At 63.0% G+C, this 22,233-nt stretch carries 19 protein-coding genes and 1 tRNA gene; 16 read left to right on the top strand and 4 right to left on the bottom strand.

Features of this window, described 5'->3' with window-relative positions:
• Positions 1-178: 178 nt before the first annotated feature.
• The gene (locus EA473_RS01165) at positions 179-919 is read right to left on the bottom strand and encodes an SDR family NAD(P)-dependent oxidoreductase (RefSeq protein WP_124193825.1); all 741 of its coding nucleotides are present in this window, start codon (positions 917-919) and stop codon (positions 179-181) included.
• Between the two features lie 236 nt (positions 920-1,155).
• On the opposite strand from EA473_RS01165, the gene EA473_RS01160 reads away from it, so the two are divergent.
• The 11 genes from EA473_RS01160 to EA473_RS22055 all read left to right on the top strand — a co-directional run bounded on the left by EA473_RS01160 (position 1,156) and on the right by EA473_RS22055 (position 10,227).
• Positions 1,156-1,614, top strand: a complete 459-nt coding sequence (locus EA473_RS01160) for a universal stress protein (RefSeq protein ID WP_124193824.1) — start codon at positions 1,156-1,158, stop codon at positions 1,612-1,614.
• Between the two features lie 126 nt (positions 1,615-1,740).
• Positions 1,741-2,718, top strand: coding sequence for an ROK family protein (locus EA473_RS01155; RefSeq protein ID WP_124193823.1), 978 nt, complete (start codon positions 1,741-1,743; stop codon positions 2,716-2,718).
• Positions 2,719-2,803: 85 nt separating this feature from the next.
• Positions 2,804-4,429, top strand: coding sequence for an LVIVD repeat-containing protein (locus tag EA473_RS01150; protein WP_124193822.1), 1,626 nt, complete (start codon positions 2,804-2,806; stop codon positions 4,427-4,429).
• Positions 4,430-4,483: 54 nt separating this feature from the next.
• The gene (locus EA473_RS01145; protein ID WP_124193821.1) at positions 4,484-4,849 is read left to right on the top strand and encodes a NifU family protein; all 366 of its coding nucleotides are present in this window, start codon (positions 4,484-4,486) and stop codon (positions 4,847-4,849) included.
• A gap of 272 nt (positions 4,850-5,121) precedes the next feature.
• Positions 5,122-5,709, top strand: a complete 588-nt coding sequence (locus EA473_RS01140) for an amino acid-binding protein (protein ID WP_124193820.1) — start codon at positions 5,122-5,124, stop codon at positions 5,707-5,709.
• Entirely contained in the window at positions 5,706-6,653 is a 948-nt protein-coding gene (locus EA473_RS01135; RefSeq protein WP_124193819.1) for a homoserine dehydrogenase, read from the top strand. Before EA473_RS01140 ends, EA473_RS01135 begins: the two co-directional genes overlap by 4 nt.
• Positions 6,654-6,965: 312 nt before the next feature.
• Positions 6,966-8,228 (top strand): translation elongation factor EF-1 subunit alpha, encoded by a 1,263-nt coding sequence (tuf, locus tag EA473_RS01130; RefSeq protein WP_124193818.1) that lies wholly within the window; start codon positions 6,966-6,968, stop codon positions 8,226-8,228.
• Positions 8,229-8,540: a 30S ribosomal protein S10 gene (gene rpsJ / locus EA473_RS01125; RefSeq protein ID WP_124178671.1), complete on the top strand. Its 312-nt coding sequence runs from the start codon at positions 8,229-8,231 to the stop codon at positions 8,538-8,540.
• A gap of 202 nt (positions 8,541-8,742) precedes the next feature.
• Complete coding sequence (locus EA473_RS01120; RefSeq protein ID WP_124193817.1) at positions 8,743-9,405, top strand: rhomboid family intramembrane serine protease; 663 nt, start codon at positions 8,743-8,745, stop codon at positions 9,403-9,405.
• 213 nt (positions 9,406-9,618) lie between these two features.
• Positions 9,619-9,690: transfer RNA gene (locus EA473_RS01115), tRNA-Ala, on the top strand.
• A gap of 387 nt (positions 9,691-10,077) precedes the next feature.
• Positions 10,078-10,227: a hypothetical protein gene (locus EA473_RS22055; protein ID WP_165875172.1), complete on the top strand. Its 150-nt coding sequence runs from the start codon at positions 10,078-10,080 to the stop codon at positions 10,225-10,227.
• Positions 10,228-11,080: 853 nt separating this feature from the next.
• Here the strand turns inward: EA473_RS22055 and EA473_RS01105 are convergent.
• Both EA473_RS01105 and EA473_RS01100 read right to left on the bottom strand, forming a co-directional pair.
• The gene (locus EA473_RS01105; RefSeq protein WP_124193815.1) at positions 11,081-11,338 is read right to left on the bottom strand and encodes a hypothetical protein; all 258 of its coding nucleotides are present in this window, start codon (positions 11,336-11,338) and stop codon (positions 11,081-11,083) included.
• 247 nt (positions 11,339-11,585) lie between these two features.
• The gene (locus EA473_RS01100; RefSeq protein ID WP_124193814.1) at positions 11,586-11,792 is read right to left on the bottom strand and encodes a hypothetical protein; all 207 of its coding nucleotides are present in this window, start codon (positions 11,790-11,792) and stop codon (positions 11,586-11,588) included.
• An 805-nt stretch (positions 11,793-12,597) separates the two neighbouring features.
• On the opposite strand from EA473_RS01100, the gene EA473_RS01090 reads away from it, so the two are divergent.
• Positions 12,598-13,143, top strand: a complete 546-nt coding sequence (locus EA473_RS01090; RefSeq protein ID WP_124193812.1) for a CDP-2,3-bis-(O-geranylgeranyl)-sn-glycerol synthase — start codon at positions 12,598-12,600, stop codon at positions 13,141-13,143.
• Positions 13,144-13,290: 147 nt separating this feature from the next.
• Here EA473_RS01090 and EA473_RS01085 read toward each other — a convergent pair whose 3' ends face one another.
• Complete coding sequence (locus EA473_RS01085) at positions 13,291-16,041, bottom strand: PAS domain-containing protein (RefSeq protein WP_124193811.1); 2,751 nt, start codon at positions 16,039-16,041, stop codon at positions 13,291-13,293.
• Between the two features lie 305 nt (positions 16,042-16,346).
• Between EA473_RS01085 and EA473_RS01080 the strand changes: the two genes are divergently transcribed.
• From EA473_RS01080 to EA473_RS01065, 4 genes are all read left to right on the top strand, one after another.
• A complete protein-coding gene (locus tag EA473_RS01080; protein ID WP_124193810.1) occupies positions 16,347-16,868 on the top strand; it encodes an SRPBCC family protein in 522 nt (173 codons plus the stop codon).
• 167 nt (positions 16,869-17,035) lie between these two features.
• Positions 17,036-17,344, top strand: coding sequence for a DUF7518 family protein (locus EA473_RS01075; protein ID WP_124193809.1), 309 nt, complete (start codon positions 17,036-17,038; stop codon positions 17,342-17,344).
• A gap of 163 nt (positions 17,345-17,507) precedes the next feature.
• The gene (gene smc, locus EA473_RS01070; RefSeq protein ID WP_124193808.1) at positions 17,508-21,080 is read left to right on the top strand and encodes a chromosome segregation protein SMC; all 3,573 of its coding nucleotides are present in this window, start codon (positions 17,508-17,510) and stop codon (positions 21,078-21,080) included.
• Positions 21,073-22,143 (top strand): segregation and condensation protein A, encoded by a 1,071-nt coding sequence (locus EA473_RS01065; RefSeq protein WP_124193807.1) that lies wholly within the window; start codon positions 21,073-21,075, stop codon positions 22,141-22,143. Before smc ends, EA473_RS01065 begins: the two co-directional genes overlap by 8 nt.
• Positions 22,144-22,233: the final 90 nt, after the last annotated feature.

The following is a 22,233-nucleotide window of genomic DNA, read 5'->3' as shown; positions in this document are numbered from 1 at the left end:
TTCGACGATCGGTCGCCCTCCTGGGGCTGTCTCCAGGCGACGGCCGCGAATTCGCGACCGACGTCTCATTGACTGCTGTCCGACTATAGTGACAACTGAAACGATGTACACACCGATCGCCGATCCGTCCCGCGATCGGGTGTGCAATGACGTTCAGTGGCTACTATAGCAACCCGTATCAGACTTTCTCCGGAAGCCATCCACCGTCGACGTCGATGTTTTCGCCGCTTACGTACTCGTTTTCGGGATCGAGGAAGAAAAACAGCGGTCGGATCAGGTCGTCGTAGTTCGCGGGCCGACCGCGTGGTAACTCCGCCGGAAACGCCGCCGAGTTCTCGACGACGTACGGCGAAATCGCGTTGACAGTGATGCCGTCGTCGCTCGTATCGGCCGCGAGCATCCGGGTGAACATCAAGACCCCGGCTTTCGCGACGAAATAGGGGAAGTTCTTGGGGCTGACCAGCCCTTTCTCCGAGGACGCGTACCCGACGTTGACGATCCGGGCGTACTCCGCTTCGCGCATCCCTCCCAGTGCCCGCTTCGAACAGAGGTACGTCCCGTTGAAGTTCGTCTCGAGCACCCGATTCCACCGTTCGAACTCGAGGTCGTCCCAGCGCTCCGGTGCGAAATCGCCGACGTTGTTCACGAGCACGTCGACCGAACCCAGTTCCGATTCCACGGCAGCGAAGATTTCGTCGACGCTGTCGGGATCGGTCACGTCGCCCTGAACCGTCGTCGTCTCGGTCGCACCGCGCGCGCTCGCCTCGGCGGCGACCTCGCGGGCCTCCTCGGCGCTCGTGTGGTAGTGGACGGCCGTCTTCGCTCCGCAATCGGCCGTCGCCAGCAGGAATTCGCGACCGATACCCCTCGCGCTCCCGGTAACGAGTACCGTCCGTCCGTCGAGGTCGGGTCCGTCCATACCCCTCCGTTAGAGACCGCGTGGAAAAATCGCTCGAAACGAGCAATCGATACGCGCTGTCGGTCCGATTTGCCGGTACGTCCGGGGACGGGTCACGTTGACCCGGCCTGGTCGGGTCGTCCCAGTCGGGTTTGATTGTACCGGCCCTGGTTTTCACCGTCCGTTCGCGGGACTGATCTCTGTATCCCGTCGAAAAAAGTCCGGAATTTAAGTAGATCCCCGGCGATACCCGAGGTATGACACTCGAGACAGTGCTGCTCGCGGTCGGGCCCGGCGATACGGAGCGAAGCGACGAACTGGCCGAAGCCGTCGTCGAAGTCGCGAAACCGGCAGATGCGACGGTCGTCCTCACCCACGTGTTCACGCAATCGGAGTACGACGACGTCCTCTCTCGCCTCGAGTTCGACGTCGGCCACGACGAGATCGATCCGGACGAAGTCGCAGCGCGTCACTCGACGATTCGCGACCTCCGGAGCGTCCTCGACGAACACGACGTCGAATACCGGATTCAGGGGGCGGTCGGCGAACACGGGCCGGCGATCGTCGACACCGCGACCGACGTCGGTGCAGACCGCGTCGTCGTCGGCGGGCGGCGACGATCCCCGACCGGGAAGGCAGTCTTCGGATCGACCGCACAGGAGGTACTGCTTTCGGCACCGTGTCCGGTGACCTTCGTCCGGGGAGACGAATCGTAGCCGGATTCCGTCGACAGCGGTTCGTTTCGACTGGCAGGGCGAAGGTCGAACTCGTATCCGACCCCCATCGCGTTCGTAGGTCCGATATGTGTAGTTAAGTGCGCTGGCGGCCCTGTTTCAGATAGCATGGTCTACTACGCCGGCGTCGATCTCGGTGCGACCAACGTTCGGGCCGCCATCGCGAAACGCGACGGGACGACGATCGGAACGAGCCACGGCGCGACGCCCCGTGGTCCGACGGGAATCGACGTAACCGAAGGTGTCCTCGAGACGATTCGCGCGGCGTGTCTCGAGGCCGACGTCGACCCCGAAGAAATCGACGCCGCGGGGATCGGATCGGTCGGCCCGCTCGACCTCGCGGAGGGGGCCGTGGTCGATCCCGCGAACCTCCCGGATTCGATCGATCGGATTCCGCTTACCGGCCCAGTCGAGAAACTGATCGACGACGACGAGGTCTACCTCCACAACGATACGAACGCGGGCGTCATCGGCGAGCGCTTTCACGCGAAGCGCAACCCGGACGACATGGTCTACATCACGATCTCCTCGGGAATCGGCGCGGGCGTCTGCTGTGACGGCCACATCATGGACGGCTGGGACGGCAACGTCGGCGAGGTCGGTCACTGCGTCGTCGACCCCCGCGGACGGCTGACCTGTGGCTGCGGTCGGGACGGCCACTGGGAAGCCTACTGTTCGGGGAACGGAATCCCCGGATACACCCGGCTCCTCGCCGAGGACGATCCGACGATTTCGACCCAGCTCCCGCTCGAGGAACCCGAGTTCACCGCGAAAGACGTCTTCGAACTGGCCGGCGAGGACGATCTCGCGGATTACGTGATCGACCAGTTGGCCCACTGGAACGCCATCGGCGTCGCCAACGTGATCCACTCGTTCGCCCCGATCGTGATCTCTTTCGGCGGAGCCGTTGCCCTGTACAACGAGGAACTCGTCGTCGAACCCTTGCGCGAGCGCATTCCGGAGATGATCATGGCGAACGTTCCGGAAATCCGCGTCACCGACCAGGGCGACGACGTCGTCCTCGAGGGTGCACTCGCCAGCGCCATGACGGAAGGGACCGGTGACCGCCGGCGATTCGACGGCTAATCGGTCTCGCTCGACTCTCTCGTCTCGAGGTGCACTCGGTGGCGAGGTCCCAACGGTATTTGGCCGTTCGGTCCGTTGGTGATGTATGCAGCGGAGACAGTTCCTGAAACGGGGTTTCGTACTCCCGGTCGCCCTGTCGGTCCCGCAGTCCGCCTCGGCGTCGTCCGCGTCACCTTCCTCGTCCGCGTCACCTTCCTTTCCAGCCACACGTCACCCCGATTCGGAGGAGTACGAACCGCTCGGCCGCGTCCCGCTCGAGGGGGCGGCCGAAGCCGTCGTCGGCGACGATGGTGACACCGTCTACGTCGCTGCGACGACCGGTTTCGCGACCGTCGACGTGAGCGATCCCACCGATCCGACGGTTCTCGCCGACGAACACGGCCTCTCCGTCGACGGCGAGTCACTGCTCCAGATCCTCGACGTCAAAGTCGACGGCGATCTGTTGATCGTCCCCGGTCCGGCAAACCGGAGTTCCGACTCGCTCTTTCACGGATTCCTCCGGTACGACGTGAGCGATCCCGCCGATCCCGAACTCGTCGGCGAGCCATACGAGACGGGATATCACATCCACAACTGCTACCTCGATGGCGATCTGCTGTACGTCGTCCAGAACGATCCCGAGGAGAATCCCCTCGTCGTCTTCGACGTCGGTGGCGACGACGCCGCCGAGATCGGTCGCTGGTCGCTGCTCGATCACGAACCCGGCTGGGCTGACGTCGACTGGCTGGCGCGATACCTCCACGACGTTTACGTCCACGACGACGTCGCGTACCTCGCTCACTGGAACGCCGGCACCTACCTGCTCGACGTGAGCGACCCATCCGATCCCGAGTACATCTCGCACGTCGCCGACACCGACCTCGAGGAACAGCGGGGGATCGACGACGAGGACGCGCGACTCGGATTGCCCGGCAACGACCACTACGCGGCTGTCGACGAGACGGGCGACCTGCTCGCCGTCGGCAGGGAAGCGTGGGCGACCGGCGGTGACGAGCCGGACGGTCCGGGCGGCATCGACCTCTACGACGTGAGCGACCCGGCCGATCCCGCGTTTCGGGCGTCCATCGCGGCTCCGCGGGCGGCGGACGAGCGATACTACGGGCCGCTGTGGACGACGGCGCACAATTTCGAGCTTCGCGACGGGGAACTGTACGCGGCGTGGTACCAGGGCGGGGTCACGATCCACGACGTGAGCGAGCCGTCCGAGCCGGTCGAACTCGCCTCGTGGCGCGACCCCGAGACGGCGGGCTTCTGGACCGCCCGCGTCGCCGACCCCGGCGAGGTCTTCGTCGCGAGCAGTACGGAGGCCATCCCACACGGCGAGACCGACGGGGCACTCTACACGTTCCCGATCCGAGCCGGCGAGCAGCCGGATCAGCCGTCGCTCACCGACCTCGCAGAACTCGACCTCGAGCCCGCACGGGAAACCGACGAGAACGACGACGCGGGAGACGACGACGCCGAGGACGACGACGAGACCGCGGACGGCGAACCGAACGGATCCGAACGTGACGACGGATCTGCCGACGGCACGTCTTCCGCGTCCAGCGACGACGGCTCGAGCGCGGTCGACCCCATCCCTGGGTTCACCGCACCCGCCGGGGCGGCGGGCGTCGGCGGTGGCGTCGCCCTCCTCGAGGGAGTTCGCCGGCGTCGGAAGACACGCGAAACCGACGGGGGAGAGATCAGCGACGATCAGGATCGTTCCTGATGATTTCGGCCGAACGACGGAACCTATTCCCCGCTCGAGTCCCTAGGGCGACCAATGACCGAAACCGACGCCGATCGGACGCTCCGAGAGCGGGTCGAAACGTGGCTCAGTCGGGAGATGCCGATCATCCAGATGCACGGGGGGACGAGTGCGGTTCGCGAGGCAGATCCGGACACCGGCGAGGTGATCATCGAACTCGGTGGCGGCTGCAAGGGGTGTTCGGTCAGCGACATCACGACGAGCAACATCGAAGCGGAACTGCTCACGTGGTCGGAGGTGGACGACGTCACCGTTCGCGTTCCCGACGCCCGCGAGAGCCTCGGCGGCCCGGACCAGGCGGAATCGATCATGGGTATCGACCGCACCGAAGGCGGTCGCGGCGACTGGGGGTCGTCGAACCCGGGCAAAGATCACCTTTGATGCGGATTTCCCTCCCGCCCTCCCGGCGGGACCGGGACCGGTTCGCACTCGTCCGGCACCGACGGACGGCAGGCTGGCTGAAGGAGACCACCACGACTCCCGATTTCGAGTCCCATCGTCTCGGCCGTGGTCCGTCCCGGGAGACGCGATCCGGTGTGCTGGGCGTTGACACGGGCGGACAGTTTTGGGAACGCCTATATGCTTTTACGCGTCAATTGCGGAGTCGTACACAATGACGACGCGTAGACGCCCGAGCGAAGGTGGTGACGACGATGGTTGACGACCCCGAACAGACCGTCGGTGAGTCGGCCGAAAGCGACGAGAACGAGCCGGAGACGGACGGTGGCGTCCGTGCCTACACCGTCCGCCTCGAACTCGTCGACGAACCCGGGGAGCTACTCAGAGCCCTCGACCCGATCTCGAACAACGGTGGTAACCTCCTCAGCATCCACCACGAGCGCGGCAACAAGACGCCCCGCGGACACATCCCGGTCGAGGTGGACCTCGAGAGTCCGCCGGATCGACTCGACGACATCGTCGGCGCACTCCGCGATGCGGGCGTCAACGTCATCCAGGCCGGTGCCGACCACTACGGCGAGGAGATCAGCGTCGTTCTGGTCGGCCAGCTCGTCCGAAACGACCTCTCGAATACGCTCTCGCGGATCGAAACCGAGGTCGGAGCCGCCGTCCGCGATCTCTCGCTTACCGCTCCCGACGGGACCGAAGCGATCTCGAGCGCCCGGGTTCGACTCGCGGTCGACTCCGGTCGATCCGAGGAGGCCCTCGAGACGATCCGGACGATCGGTTCGGACAAGGACCTCACCGTCGTCGAACCGCTGCTGGGAGGTGAGACGGCGTGAAACTCGCTATCCTCGGTGCCGGTGCCGTCGGCCAGTCGGTCGCCGACCTCGCCGGCGAGTACGGCCACGAAGTCGTCGCGATCTCCGACTCGAGCGGTGCGGCCGTCGATCCGGACGGAATCGACGTCGAACGAACGCTCGAGCGAAAAGCCGGCGGCGACCCTGTCGGCACCGACGGAGTCGACGACGTCTTCGAGAGCGACTACGACGTCCTCGTCGAGGCGACGCCGACGACGCTCGGGGACGCAGAACCCGGATTCACGCACGTCGAACGCGCACTCGAGGACGACCGCCACGTCGTCCTGGCGAACAAGGGTCCCGTCGCCGAACGGTACGACGAACTGCGAGCGCTCGAGGCCGATAGTCGGGGCTCGGTGCGGTTCGAGGCGACCGTCGGTGGCGCGATCCCGGTGCTTTCGACTATCGAAGACGCGACACCGCAGGCCGTGACGGCCGTCCGCGGCGTGTTGAACGGAACCGCAAACTTCATCCTCACCCGGATGGCCGCGGAGGGTCTCGACTACGAACACGTGCTGGCGGAGGCCCAGGATCTGGGCGTCGCGGAGGCCGACCCCACGTTCGACGTCGACGGTACCGACGCCGCGCTCAAGTTCGTCATCCTCGCGAACGTCCTCGCAGACGGCGGATTCTCGCTTTCGGACGCGACGGTCGAAGGCATTCAGGACATCCCCGGCAGCGCGCTCGATCTGGCCGCCGAGGACGGCCGAACGATCCGTCTCATCGGCGAGGCCACTCGCGAGAGCGTCCGCGTCAGTCCGCGTCTCGTCCCCGAAAACGGCGCGCTCGCGGTCACCGGCACCCGAAACATCGTCCAGATCGAGACCCGCCACGCCGGGTCGCTCGCCTCGAGCGGGCGCGGTGCGGGCGGTCCCGAAACCGCGACGGCGGTGCTGTCCGACGTCGGCCGGCTGCCCGAACTGTAACGTATCCCAACTGATTTCGCTCCGGTCGCAGTTCGCCGGAGACTCGACGACGCTTCTTCCGCTCGAGGCGCTCGTAGCGATAGTACCAACTGCACCGATTTACACACCGGTCGCCGAACTGTCCCGCGATCGGGTGTGCAATGACGTTCAGTAGCTACTATAGCGGACCGAAGCGAGCGCCCGACGAAAGCGTGTGCATGAGACACAAACCGCAAGCAGGCGTCGGGTTCGACTGAATACGCTTTCGAAATGGTTTTAACCGCAACGGGCGAACAAGACCGATATAAGCGCCTCTGCGCGTGAGCTACAACAATGAGCGACCAACACCAGAACCTGGCCATTATCGGCCACGTCGACCACGGGAAGAGTACGCTCGTGGGACGCCTCCTCTACGAGACGGGGAGCGTACCAGAGCACGTCATCGAACAGCACCGCGAAGAAGCCGAGGAGAAGGGCAAAGGTGGCTTCGAGTTCGCCTACGTCATGGACAACCTCGCCGAAGAGCGAGAGCGTGGTGTCACCATCGACATCGCCCACCAGGAGTTCTCCACCGACGAGTACGACTTCACCATCGTCGACTGTCCTGGCCACCGTGACTTCGTCAAGAACATGATCACTGGCGCGAGCCAGGCCGACAACGCCGTCCTCGTCGTCGCCGCAGACGACGGCGTCGCACCCCAGACCCAGGAACACGTTTTCCTGGCCCGCACCCTGGGTATCGACGAACTCATCATCGGCATCAACAAGATGGACGTCGTCGACTACAAGGAAGACACCTACAACGACGTCGTCGACGAAGTCACCCAGCTGCTCAACCAGGTCCAGTTCAACACGGACGACGCCGAGTTCATCCCGATCTCCGCGTTCGAAGGCGACAACATCGCCGAGGCCTCCGACAACACCCCCTGGTACGACGGCAACATCCTGCTCGACGCGCTCAACGCGCTTCCCGAGCCCGAGCCGCCGACGGACGCGCCGCTTCGGCTCCCGATCCAGGACGTGTACACCATCTCCGGTATCGGTACCGTCCCCGTCGGACGTATCGAGACCGGTATCATGAACGTCGGCGACAACGTCTCCTTCCAGCCCAGCGACGTGGGCGGCGAAGTGAAGACGATCGAGATGCACCACGAGGAAGTGCCGAAAGCCGAACCCGGCGACAACGTCGGATTCAACGTCCGCGGCATCGGCAAGGACGACATCCGCCGCGGTGACGTCTGTGGTCCGGCGGACGACCCACCGAGCGTCGCCGAGACGTTCCAGGCACAGGTCGTCGTCATGCAGCACCCGTCCGTGATCACGGCCGGATACACCCCGGTTTTCCACGCCCACACGGCACAGGTCGCCTGTACGATCGAGTCCATCGACAAGAAGATGGATCCCGCAAGCGGCGAGGTTGCAGAGGAGAACCCCGACTTCATCCAGTCGGGTGACGCTGCTGTGGTCACCATCCGACCGCAAAAGCCACTCAGCATCGAGCCGTCCAGCGAGATCCCAGAACTCGGGAGCTTCGCCATCCGCGACATGGGTCAGACCATCGCGGCCGGCAAGGTCCTCAGCGTCGACGAGAAATAAATGCAGCAAGCACGCGTTCGACTCGCGGGCACGAGTCCAGACGACCTAGACGACATCTGCGACGACGTCCGCGAGATCGCGAACAACACCGGCGTCAACCTCAGCGGTCCGATCCCGCTGCCGACGAAGACCCTCGAGGTCCCGACCCGGAAGTCGCCCGATGGCGAGGGTACCGCCACGTGGGAGCACTGGGAGATGCGCGTCCACAAACGCCTGATCGATCTGGACGCCGACGAACGCGCACTCCGACAGCTCATGCGCATACAGGTGCCCAACGACGTTTCCATCGAGATCGTTCTCGAGGACAACTAGATTCCGGTTTTCTCGATTTTCTCGACGCCGTTTCGAACCAACCGCTGTCCAGAATTGCCGGTGCGTACCGACCCGGTACGGTAATCGTCGGTCAGTGACGACACCGATCGTTGCGGGTCCCGGCCGTGCGCGCGCCTCGAGGGCCTATCACGCGGTGAGCCGACGGCGCAGACTTTTTGCGCTCGGCATCGGAGTGTCCCGTATGTCGAATCGGTCGTGGTCGGAATCGGGTGCTGGAGCAGAGCCGGGGTCGAGGTCCGACGACGACGGCTCCACCAGCCCGCTCTTCGAGATTCTGGTCGTCTTCGTCGTCGTCTACGTACTCCAGGGGATCTTCGCACTCGCGGGCGTGATGACCGGGCTGTTCGTCCTCACGCCGCCGCTTGCGACCAACCCCTGGACCATCGTCACGAGCGTCTACGCCCACGCCGGGGTCTGGCACCTCCTCTCGAACAGTCTCGCGTTGATCGTCTTCGGCTGGCCGATCGCTCGAGCGACGACGCGACTCCGATTTCACACGTTCTTTCTGTTTACCGGGGCTCTCGCCGGCGTCTCCCAGATCGTTCTGACGGGGTTCGCGGCGTCCGCTCCCGGAATACCGGTGGCCGCCTCGCCCGGCGTCCTCGGAGCCAGCGGCGCCGTGTTCGCACTGCTTGGCTACCTGATCGCCTCCAACCGGCTGTCGGCCGGGCTGGCCTCGTTCGTCGACGTTCCGCGCTGGCTTGTGATCCTCGTTTTCGTCGCACTCGCAGCCGCGGTCACGATCGCGACCGCCGCACCGGGGGTCGCCCTCGTCGCACACTTCACCGGGTTTCTCGTCGGGCTGATCGCGGGACGCACTCGAGTGTTGAACGTCGGCCCGTGATCTCGACGCAGTCGCTGTTCGATCGGTCGACCTCGAGTCACTTGCCCCCGGTCGGACGCGGTCTCGAGGGGTTCATACGGTTTACTGTCCGTCATTGCCGGCGCACTCGCGACCCGGGCGGCGAGTGCGCCGGGACAGTGGTACAGTAATCCGTATCACACACCGTTGTCGAAACACAAGCTACAAATAGAAACCCGGGTTAGAAACGGTCGAGGGCTCGTAGATCAGTGGTAGATCGCTTCCTTCGCAAGGAAGAGGCCCCGGGTTCAAATCCCGGCGAGTCCACTTCTTCACGTCGCTTCGCTCGTTCAGCCGTGGACTCGCCGAACATCGCAAACGCTTCGCGTTTGCTCAATCCCGGCGAGTCCATTCGAGACAAAGCCAGCCTCGAGGGTGTCGAAATCGACGTCCTCGACTGGTTCTTTCGGACATTTGTTTGTTGCCCGATTGGAAATCGCCGACGGAACGATAATCCGGTGGCGGGACCCGAATATCTGCCGTTCAGCGGGGCGTCCTACGACAAAGACGAGGTTCGCAAACGGTGTTCGACGCGATCGCGACCCGAGTCGGTACCTTCGACATCGACACCTCGCTCACGGTCACGCTGACGACGAATAGCGTCCTATTGGCGTCACCAGCGGGCTTTTCGAATCAGCACCTGTCTGGTCGAGTATGAGTCTCACGACCGACGACTTCGCCGAGTTATGGGTGTGTGCCCGACGACGGGGTTCACTCGGTGACGTGCTCGAGGGGCTGGCAGGAGACGTCGATGCAGGGTCCGTCACGGCGCTCCGCGACGTCCGTGAGCGAATATGTGATTGATTTTCGATCGAATGGCATCGTCCAGCGGTTACGCGGGACACTGAGCCGCCCGGAACTACCGTCCCTGCACCCAACGAATTGATGACGCCAATAGTATAACTGAAACGGTGTACTGACCGGCAAATTAGAAGTCCGCACTAGTACCCTCCCAAGCGTCGACTGACGAGCGAAATCGGACCACACCGCAGGATTTCGCTCATCAGTTCAGGCTTGGGACGCCACTATAGTAACAACTGAAACGAGTTACACACCGATCGCCGATCCGTCCCGCGATCGGGTGTAATGACTTTCAGTGGCTACTATAGGAGAATCTCGGGGGTACGCTACACGCGTATTTTTGACCGCCTTCTTATGAAGTTGCTTCTACTTGCTTTCGAAATGTACTAAAAACAACAGGGATACGTGGATCTATGACCACTACACAATTCCAAGAGCATATTACAACACCATCAGGGCTGGTCGCACTGTTGATCGCACTGACAGGCGTCAGTTTTGCCGTTTTCCTTCCCGGAGTTAGTGTGGTTCTGATGGTTCTACTCTTGCTCGTCAATCTGTGGCTGCTGTATCTTGTATACAGACTGGTTGTTGCAGTAGAGGAACTCGCATATCAGTCCTAACCGTTCAGAACTTGACCTGTACTTGTCGATCACTGCCCAAGAAGATGGCCTCTCAGTCTGTGCCACTTTCGCGTCTCGAGTTCAGCACACACTTGACGAACAACCCGGTTCCTGTCAGAAATGCCGCGATCGACTCAGAGCGTGACTGTCTCACGAATCTGTGAATCCGACGCAACAGCGTCGGCGGGAGACTATGACACATCGGACACCGCCAGGCCATATCAGCGCCAGCACCGCTACAACGCCAGGGAAAGCACCGCGAGAATCACCTGCAAAAACGCGAAGATCACGAGGACCCCGGTGAGTCGCCGCGACCACGTCCGGAAGATATCGATACTCTCTCGCAGGTCCTCGAGTTCGCAGATCAATCGCTGGTTCACCAGGAGTTCCATCTCGGTCGTTTTTCGGTGACGCAGTTCCTCGGTTTTGGACGGCGACAACTCCTCGATCTCGTCACGTTTCGCCTGAATGTCTCGATCGGACGGACAGTCCATGGTGATTCGTGTGTTCGCCCGGATCATAACGGGTGTGGCGCTCGACGCGGGCCGTTCGACCGACAATCAGTCATCGCTAACCGTATCGTACGGACTGTCGTACGTCCTTCCGGTGGGAACGAGAGCCGCCTGTGACCGCCGGTAAATCGGTCCAATAGACCGTCTCATACGGTTTACTGTACGTCATTTCCGGCGCACCCGCGACCCTGGCGGCGGGTGCACCGGGCCACAGTTCCAGTACTCCACGTCAATCGGCGGCTCCAGAGAGTTTACACGAGTTCGTCGACGACTTTCGGTTCTCGAGGACGACGTCGAGAGCTTCGGCTGGGTCGTCTTTGACGAGCAGGAACTGTGCCAGCAGTTTTCCCTCGGGAGTAACGAGATCGCGCTCGAGGTACTCCTCGACCAATTCTTTCATCATTCGGTCCATATCAATATTGTCGGTACCTGTCATAGCGTACCTCAGAATTATCGAACACCACCATATATCCATCGGAAAGATCCATTGGTGATTTATTTTTGAATTGATACGTGGCCGGGAGAACGGCGTCATCGCCGGTCGCATTCCGGGCTCGACGAATCACCCGGGCTGGTACGCTGAATACGCAGACGGACAGACCGACGGATGTCGAACGAGGCGACCGTGGCCTGCCGGAATCAACTGATCAGTGCCGGAAAATCACGGACAACGGATCCGACCGGGCGAAAAGCGCGAAACGAGAGCGATGATTCTCCTGTTCGAGGTGGTCACTCTTTGTTCCGATCGTTGGCCGCTGGATCTGTGCCGGATTCGTCGATAGAACAGAAGTCGGTCGATCCACAACTGCAATTATCGCTCCCGATCGGCTGGACGTCTCCAGACGGCCACTGTCGGGCTGCATACACAGAACCGCAGGTTACGCATTTCGCTAGCACTCTACTAACGTCGTCCCTGTTTGCCATGCCTAACCGAGTTAACGGAATCAACTCCGAATAAAACTTCCTATTCCAAATATGTCACATACCCTCTATGTGGGGCCGGTTGCAGAACAGACGCCGAAATACGCCTCGAGTGCTCCCTTGCTCCGGATTTGGTCACCAGCCACCATCCGGATTTGTCACCCGTAGCAATGGATATGTCGCACCTGGAACGAGGATCGATGACGACGAATCTCGAGCGATCGAAGCGATTCACCGCGACTCGTCTTCCCCGAGACGGGGATGGAGGTGACCGATGGAAACCACCTTCGGTTAAGACGCGCCGGTTCGTTCCGACGAATATGGCAGTGCTCGAGACAGTCGTGATCGCGTTCTGGGCGATGTTGCCGGCGTACGTTCCGAACAACGCCGCGGTGCTCGCTGGCGGGGGGCGGCCGATCGACGGCGGTCGAAACTGGGGTGACAAACGGATACTCGGCGACGGGAAGACCTGGCGCGGGACGGCGGCGGGAATTCTCGCTGGAGTCGCACTCGCTGGCGTCCTGACGGTTCTCGCCCCGGAAGTGAGTTCCGCAACCGGAATCGACGTTCCGACGTTCGTCCCCGGTGCGGCGATCGGTCTCGCCGCCGGGGCGATGCTCGGCGACATCCTCGCGTCGTTTCTCAAGCGACGGACGGGTCGCCAGCGCGGTGCGATGTTTCCCGGTCTCGATCAACTCGACTTCGTCGTCGTCTCGCTTCCGCTGACCGCCCTGCTGGCCACCGAGTGGTTCTTCGAGGTGTTCACCTGGGGCGTGATCGCCGTCGTCGTCGTCCTCACGCCGATTCTGCACGTCACGACGAACGTCGCCGCGTACAAACTCGGGTTGAAGAACGAACCCTGGTAGCGAGTTCTCGAGACCGGAGCCGTACGGTCAGTTCCTCGTCAGACAGTCTGCTGTCAGTCATTTCCGGTGGGACTGTGACCCGAAAGTGGTCCCGCGGTACATCATCACAGCAAACTGCATCGGGCGCTCGGACCGGAGTCGTCTCGCTTATTCGTCGGAACTGGTCGAGTGGCGTCCGTCGGATGCTGCGGTGTCGGCTCGACTCGAGGGGCTCTCGTGTGCGTTCCCCTCGGAAGACGCTCCGAGAACGTCGACGTCGGTGAACTCGAACCGTGCGCCGCCGTCCGGTCCCTCGGTGAGACGAAGCGACCAGCCGTGATCGGTCGCGGCTTGCTCGACTATCTGTAGTCCGAGGCCGGTTCCCGTCTGGGCGGTCGTGTACCCGGTTTCGAACACCCGATCGCGCTTTTCGGACGGGATCCCAGGTCCGTCGTCTTCGACGGCGAACCCACCGTCGACGTCTCTGATCGTCACCGACACGTCGCCACCGACGTGATCGACCGAATTCCGGACGAGGTTTTCGAGTATCTGTTTGAGACGAGTCCGGTCGGCGCTGACGGTGCGGTTCGTCTCGACGTTCAACGTCGCGTTCGGCGTTTCGACCGTCTCCCAGCAGCGGTTGATCACCGTCGAGAGGCGGATCGGTTCGGGTTCGATCGCGGTACTCCCTTCCCGCGCCAGCGTGAGCAGATCGTCGACCAGCGTTTCGATCCGGTCAAGGGCGGCAGCCGCCTCTTCGAGGTGTTTGCTATCGCGGTTCGTTCTGGCGAGTTCGAGGTGGCCCTCCGCGACGTTCAACGGATTTCGCAGGTCGTGAGAAACCACGCTCGCGAACGACGCCAGCCGGTCGTTCGACTGCTCGAGTTCGCGCGTCGCCCGCTTGCGCTCGAGTTCGTAGCTCATCCACTTGTTCATCAGACGGACGATCATCTGCTCGCCGTCCGTAAACTCCTCGCGGGAGTCTTCCGCCCCGAAACACAGCGTTCCGTACAGGTCGCCGTCCACCTGTACCCGTCCACCGATGTAACAGCCCAGTTCGAACGGTTCGTCCGTCGGTTCGCCGCTGGACCCGTTTGCAGTCGCGTCCGCAACCACCATCGTATCGTCCGCGTCGATCGTCGCGCGACAGAACGCCTGCGAGAGCGGCCTCGATTCGCCCGGCTTGAGGCGGTCGTGTGGATCGCGTGCTTCGACGATCGTCTGGGTTCCTCCCTCCCCGGCGTCCCGGTCGATCTCCGCGAGAAAGGCGTACGGGAGATCGAGGTGCTCGCTTCCCCGCCCGAGCAGTCGCGAGATTTTCCCCTCGAGCGATAGCTCCACGTCGGTCGTCACGTCGTACAACTGGTGGAGGAACTCGAGCAGCGTTTTTCGGTCTCGTTGCTGTCGTTTTCGTTCGGTGATGTCCCGGCTGTTGATGACGATTCCATCGACGACCGGATCGGCGAGCTGATTGGTTCCGTGAACCTCGAGCCAGCGCCACTCCCCGTCGGCGGTTCGAAACCGCGCTTCCTCGCGTTCGGAGGCACCCGGTTCTTCGAGGAGCGCTTCGAACGCCGCGAGCAGATTCGGCCGGTCGTCGGGATGGACCTTGCCGAACGCATCCGCGCCGATCAGGTCCCCTCGGTCGTATCCAAGCGTCCGATCGACCGACGGGCTGTGATACTCGATCGTCCCGTCGACGTCGACCACCGTGACGACGTCCGTCGACTCCTCGAGAAACGCCTGGTGGCGTTGTAACTCGCGTTCGGTCCGTTTTCGATCGGTGATGTCGGTCAGCGCACCCGTGAACGTGATCGGATTTCCGTCGGCGTCGCAGTCGACGTGTCCTCTCGCGAGCATCCATCGGTACTCGTCGTCGGTGTTTCGAACGCGGTACTCCTGTTCGTACTCCCCGCAGGCGTCGACTGTCGCCTCGATCGCCGTCTCGATTCGTTCGCGGTCGTCGTCGTGGATCGACGAGACGGCGCGTTCGACCGGGACGCCCTCCTGCATGGCGTCGGGATCGACGTCGAACGTCCGTGCGAACTCCGGTCCGGCGACGAGCCTGTTTTCCGGGATGTTCCACTCCCACGTCCCGACGGCTCCGGCCTCCGTTGCGGTCTCTAACTGGATTTTCGCCTCCCGAAGCGTCCGTTCCCGTCGTTTCTGCTCGGTGACGTCGGTCACGAACCCGGCGACGCGGACGACGGTTCCGTCGTCGTCGAACATCGGTTCGCCGCGGACCCTGACCCACCGATCGAACGCCTGCGTTTCGTCGACTCGGAACTCGATTTCGACTGGTTCACCGCCCGAAATCGCCGCCATCGCCTCCCGAACGTCGTCGCGGTCGTCGGGGTGAATCCCGTTCAGGAAGTCGGCGGGGTTCTCCCGAAGGGCCTCGACGGGCCGGCCCCAGAGATCAGCGTACGCGGAGTTGATGAACTCGAGTTCCTCCCAGTCCGACGAGAAGACGAACAGAATTCGATCGGTGGTCTCGGCCAGTTCGGCCAGCCACCGTTCGGATCGTTTCGCCCGAAACTGTTCGGCCGCGTTCGCGATTCTGTTCGCGAGCAGTTCGTACTGGTCGCTGTCGCCCGTCCGCCGGAGGTAATCGGTCGCTCCGTGGGAGACCGCCTTGCTGGCGACCGTCTCGCTTCCGCGAGTGGGAAAGAGGATAAACGGGAGATCCGGATATCGGTCGCGAACGTCCTCGAGAAAGTCGATCCCGTTTCGGTCGCCGATCTCGTAACTGGAGACGACGCAGTCCACGTCGTCGTCCTCGAGGGAGTCAAGTCCCTCGGTCGCGCTCGTCGCCGTCTCGACGGCGAATCGGTCGTTTTCCCGGGCGATGTGCGTCGCCGTCTGGACTGCAGACTCCGAATCGGTGTCGACGTGTAAAATGGAAACGGAGTCTATCATCTCGATAAATTCGGCGCGTTGTTCCCCATTCCGGTTCGACCCTATAGACTTCTTCGGTAGTTCATCGGATTCGAATCCGTGTATTGGGGATAGAAGTGCTGCCAGCGGTGTTTTCCGACGGCTGTAAGGGAGGGCAATTCGAGCGGACTGTCCTCGAAACTCGTTCCCTCCGCCGTCGAAAGCCGTCACGGCGACGAGGTAGTACCGACTGCCACTATCTATAGTAACAACTGATACGATTCACACACTGACGTCCAGTGCCTCCGATAGCAACCCTTACTTTCGCCGATTTCCTTACGACCGACGTGGACAGAATTCTCCTCAGTACCGTCGCTCACCGCCCGCCGGAGGAGGTCTTTCCGTACGTTCGGTCGTTTACGGACTACCCCCGCTACACGGACCACCTGACCGACGTTCGGGTCGACGGGGACGGCGACGTCGGCTCGGTTTACGATCTGCATCTCGCCTGGTGGAAGCTCACCTACACGGCCAACTCGAAGGTGACGTCGATCACGCCGCCGAACTCACTCGAGTGGCGATTGGTCGAAGACGTCGACGCTCGGGGCGAGTGGCGCGTCGAACCCGAACCGGAGGCCGCCCCGGCCGGCGAGGAGACGGCCAGTCGAATCTTCTTCGAGGCCGTCTACGACCCGTACTCGGCGGACAAAAACGCGATTTCGCTCCCGCGGTTCGTCTCGCTGGACTGGGTGGTCGACCGGGTCACGCCGCGATTGCTCTCGGAAGCCGAACTCGTCGTCGAGCGACTGGTCGAGGATATCGAGGGACAGCGCCGCGACGTGGAGTTGACGGTCCACGAAGTCCCGTAACCGAACGCGTCTCCGTGATCGCGTCGTCGTCACGAGGTCGATTTTCCGGTGGGACTGCTGGCCGTCGCCACTGTGACTACCCATATCCGATCGCTCCCGCCCGATTTGCCAGTACAGCTAGCTGTGTCTGACGTACGTTTATGTGTCAGGCTACGTCCCTAGGGAATATGTCGAACAACCGTGTCGAGCAACTCGAATCGACGGTCGCGGAACTCGAGTCGACGGTGGACGGACTGACGAGCGAACTCATCGAGGCGAAAGAGCGCATTCGCGTTCTCGAGGCGGAACTCGATACGGAGACGCCGACTCGCGTTCCGAACCGACGAGGCGACGAGTCGGGCGAGTCCGACGACGGGGCGGGTACCAGCGAGGCCGAACCCGACGACGTCGCGGAGGCGACGGCCGAGGCGGACGCCGACGGAGTGGCCGGTGACGAAGCGGAAGACTCAGGTAGCGACGACATAATCGTCGCATAACTGGACCGTCGCGGCGCGAACCGACACCAGTCCGGTATGCCAATCGATTCGTACGGTCACCGCCAGCCGTTCGGTGTCCCAAGCGATTCCACACGGTCACCGCCAGCCGGTTTCGCGACCGCCGACACGCCACGGACGTCCCGACGGAGGCCTCGAGAAGAGAATGTACATCAAAGCAGTCGTTCTGGACAACTTCAAGAGCTTCGGCCGGAAGACCAAGATTCCGTTCTACGAGGACTTTACGGTCGTCACCGGCCCGAACGGCTCCGGGAAGTCGAACATCATCGACGCCGTCCTCTTCGCGCTCGGACTGGCCAGAACGCGTGGCATCCGCGCCGAGAAACTGACCGACCTCATCTACAACCCCGGACACGAGGACGGCTCGTCGACCGGCGGTCCGCGGGAGGCGGTCGTCGAAGTCGTTCTGGACAACGAAGACGGCACGCTCGACCGCTCGCAGGTCGTCAACGCCGCGGGCAGCGACGATGTCGGCGACGTCGAGGAGATTCGGATCCGTCGCCGGGTCAAAGAGACCGAGGACAACTACTACTCCTACTACTATCTGAACGACCGATCGGTGAACCTCTCGGACATCCAGGACCTGCTCGCACAGGCCGGTGTCACGCCCGAGGGGTACAACGTCGTCATGCAGGGCGACGTCACCGAGATCATCAACATGACGCCCCACGCCCGGCGGGGGATCATCGACGAGATCGCGGGCGTCGCCGAATTCGACGCGAAAAAAGAAGACGCATTCGAGGAACTCGAGGTCGTCGAGGAACGAATCGACGAGGCCGAACTCCGGATCGGGGAGAAACGCGATCGGCTCGGTCAACTCGAGGACGAGCGCCGAACTGCGATGCGATACCGCAGGCTTCGCCGCGAGAAAGAGGAGTACGAGGGCTACCGGAAGGCCAGCGAACTCGAGGAGAAACGCGAGGACCTCACGGCTGCGACCGATCGGGTCGAGAGCCTCGAGGACGACCTCGCCGAGCGCAGGCGGGAACTCGACGAACGGCAGGGAAAACTCGTCCGCCTGCAGGAGGACCTCGAGGACCTGAACGCGGAGATCGAACGGAAAGGCGAGGACGAGCAGCTTCGGATCAAAAGCGAGATCGAGGAGATCAAAGGCGAGATCTCCCGGCTCGAGGATCGGATCGAGGCCAGCGAGGAGCAGATCGAGGAGGCCGAGGCCAACCGCCGCGAGGCGTTCGTCCAGATCGACCGGAAACAGGAGGAGATCGCCGACCTCGACGAGGAGATCCGCGAACACAAACTCGAGAAAGCCTCGATCAAAACCGAGATACAAAAACGGGAGGCCGAACGCGACGATCTGGAAGCCGAGATCGACTCCGTCGACACCGAGTTCGACGAACTCAAGGCCGAACTCGCGGACCGAAAGGACGACCTCGAGGAGGCCAAAACCGCGAAGAACGACCTCCAGCGCGAGCAGGATCGGCTGCTGGACGAGGCTCGCCGTCGCTCGAACGCCATCAGCGAGAACGAAGACACCATCGAGCGTCGCCGCGAGGAGATTCCCGAACTCGAGAGCGAGCGAGGTGATCTCGAACGGGAACTCGAAAAGGCAGAGAAGAACCGCCGGAGCATCGCGGACGTCGTCGACGACCTGAAAGACGAGAAGCGCCGACTGCAGTCCGACGTCGACGACCTCGACGACGAGATCCAGGCGAAACAACAGGAGTACGCCGAACTCGAGGCGAACGCCGGCGAGAGCGGGGACTCCTCGTTCGGGCGGGCGGTGACGACGATTCTCAACTCGGGGATCGACGGCGTCCACGGCGCGGTCGCCCAGCTCGGGACGGTGTCGGGCGAGTACGCGATCGCCTGTGAAACCGCCGCGGGCGGTCGTCTCGCGAACGTCGTCGTCGACGACGACGTCATCGGCCAGCAGTGTATCGACCACCTCAAATCGCGCAACGCGGGCCGGGCGACGTTTCTGCCGCTTACGGACATGCGCGAACGCGGATTGCCGAACGCGCCGACGGATCAGGGCGTCGTCGGCTTCGCGTACGACCTCGTCGACTTCGACGATCAGTACGCCGGCGTCTTCTCGTACGTTCTCGGTGACACCCTGGTCGTCGAGGACCTGGAGACCGCCCGGGCGTACATGGGTGAGTACCGGATGGTCACGCTCGACGGCGACCTCGTCGAGAAAAGCGGCGCGATGACCGGCGGCTCCGGCAGCGGCTCCCGGTACTCCTTTACCGGCGGGGGCGAGGGACAACTCGAGCGCGTCGCCACACAGATCACCGAGTTACAGGACGAACGTGCGTCCGTGCGCGAGGAGCTACGGGACGTCGACGGACGCCTCGACGACGCTCGCGATCGAAAGACCGACGCCGCCGACGAGGTTCGATCGATCGAAACCGAGATCGAGAAACTCGACGACCGCCGCGAGTCGGTCGAAGGCGAGATCGAGGACCTCGAGTCGGAACTCGAGGAGCTCCGCGAGGAGCGTGAGTCCGTCGACGAGCGGATGAACGAGATTTCCGGGCGAATCGACGACCGGACGGCGGCGATCGAGGAGATCGAAGCCGACATCGCGGACCTCGAGGCGGAACTCGCGGACTCGAAGATTCCGGAGTTGACCGCCGAGATCGAACGACTCGCCTCCGAGATCGACGAGCGCGAGCAGCGAATCGACGACATCGACGCGAAACTCAACGAACTCGGCCTCGAGAAGGAGTACGCCGAGGACGCGATCGACGACCTCCACGACGACATCGAGGCGGCCCAGAACCGCACCGCCGAACACGAAGAGCGCATCGAGGAGTGTGAAGCGACGATCGCGGAGAAACGCGAGACGCTCGAGGACAAACACGAAGCGGTCGCGGACCTCGAGGAGGAACTCACCGAGTTGAAGGCCACACGGAGCGATCTGAAGGAAGATCTCGCCGAGGCCAGGACGGCCCGCGACGCCCAGCAAGAGCGGGTGAACACACTCGAGAGCAAACTCGAGGACAAACGCGAGCGCGTCGAGAGCCTCGAGTGGGAGATCGAAAGCCTCGAAGCGGAGGTCAGCGAGTACGACCCCGAGGACGTGCCGGATCACGACACCGTCCTCGAGATGATCGAGTTGCTCGAGGCGGATATGGAGGCGATGGAGCCGGTCAACATGCTCGCGATCGACGAGTACGACGAGGTTCGCTCGGATCTCGAGGACCTCGAGGAGGGACGGGACACCTTGGTCGAGGAGGCCGAGGGGATCCGCGACCGGATCGAGCAGTACGAATCACAGAAGAAACGGACGTTCATGGACGCCTACGAGGCGATCTCGAGTCACTTCACGGAGATCTTCGAGAAGCTCTCGGAGGGGACCGGAACCCTCCACTTAGAAGACGAGGCGGATCCCTTCGAGGGTGGGCTGACGATGAAAGCCCAGCCCGGGGACAAGCCGATCCAGCGTCTCGACGCGATGTCCGGCGGAGAGAAGTCGTTGACCGCGCTCGCCTTTATCTTCGCGATCCAGCGGCACAACCCGGCTCCGTTCTACGCGCTCGACGAGGTCGACGCGTTCCTCGACGCGGTCAACGCCGAGCGAATCGGCGAGATGGTCGAAGAGTTGGCCGACGAGGCGCAGTTCGTCGTCGTCTCACACCGCTCGGCGATGCTCGATCGATCCCAGCGGGCGATCGGTGTGACGATGCAACAGGACAACGTGAGCGCGGTGACCGGAATCGATCTGAGTAGCGAGGAGGTGCCTGCTGATGACTAGGGAGTCACCACACGAGTCCGAACGCTCGAGCGGAGAACCCGATCGGTCACGCGAGGAATTCTATCGCGAGGTTCGAACCGACGGCGGTGACGACATCCCGTTGAATATCGCCGGTCACGAGGACAGGGAGCCCCCTGACGGCGGCTCCGAGAAGTCGAGCGACGACGATGGGACCGTCCTCGAGTTCTCGGAATCCCCTGTCGGGGACGAGGCCGACGCGACTGTAGACGAGACGAGCGAAGTGGAGGCGGAGGAGGACGAGGAGGTCGAGCCGGTCGAACTGCTGGTTCAACTCGCCAAAGACGGCGAGATCGATCCGTGGGATATCGACGTCGTCCGGGTGACGGACAAGTTCCTCGAGGCGTTAGACGACGCGGATCTGCGGACGTCGGGTCGGGCGCTGTTCTACGCGAGCGTCCTCTTGCGGATGAAAAGCGACGAGCTGTTCGCGCCCGACGAGCCCGACGAGGAGGAGCTGCCGCCGTGGGAGGCCCCGTTCGCCGACGACGACTCGATGGCCGACGACGGGGGCGACCACCCGCCGGGATTCGACCCCATCGAGAGCCTCGAGACGGAGATGGAACGCCGCCTCGAGCGAAAGCAGGCCCGCGGGAAGCCGGAGACGCTCGACGAACTGGTGCGCGAACTCAGAAGCGCCGAGCGTGGTACCTGGTGGAAGGAATCCCGGAGTTACGATACGAGCGACTCGCCGCGAGGGTACGACCGGGGCGTCCAGGAGCTTTCGTACCACGCCGAAGACCAGTTCCGGGTCGACGACGAACCGACCAGCGACGACGTGACGCACACGACCCACGAGGAGGACATCGAGACGGTGATCGACGACGTCGAGGCCGTCCTCGAGGAGCAATACGAGAACGGCCGATCGGAGGTTCTGTACGCCGAAATCGACGAGATCGGCGGCTCGCGCGTGATGACCTACCTCGCGTTGTTGTTTCTCGCCCACCGCGGCCGGATCGAACTCGAGCAGGACGAACTGTTCGGCGACCTCTGGATTCAACGGGCGACACTCGAGGCGGAGCCCGAAGAGGCGGTCGCGGACTGATACGGATTACTGTAACTGTGTACCGGAGCGACCGGGCGCTGTCCCGCGGTCGCTCCGGTAACGACTTCCAGTAAACCGTATGAGACGGTT

The organism is Natrarchaeobius chitinivorans (genome assembly GCF_003841505.1).
Lineage (GTDB): Archaea > Halobacteriota > Halobacteria > Halobacteriales > Natrialbaceae > Natrarchaeobius > Natrarchaeobius chitinivorans.
The sequence above is the reverse complement of the archived record's forward strand: the minus strand, read 5'-3'. Positions and strand labels throughout refer to the sequence as shown.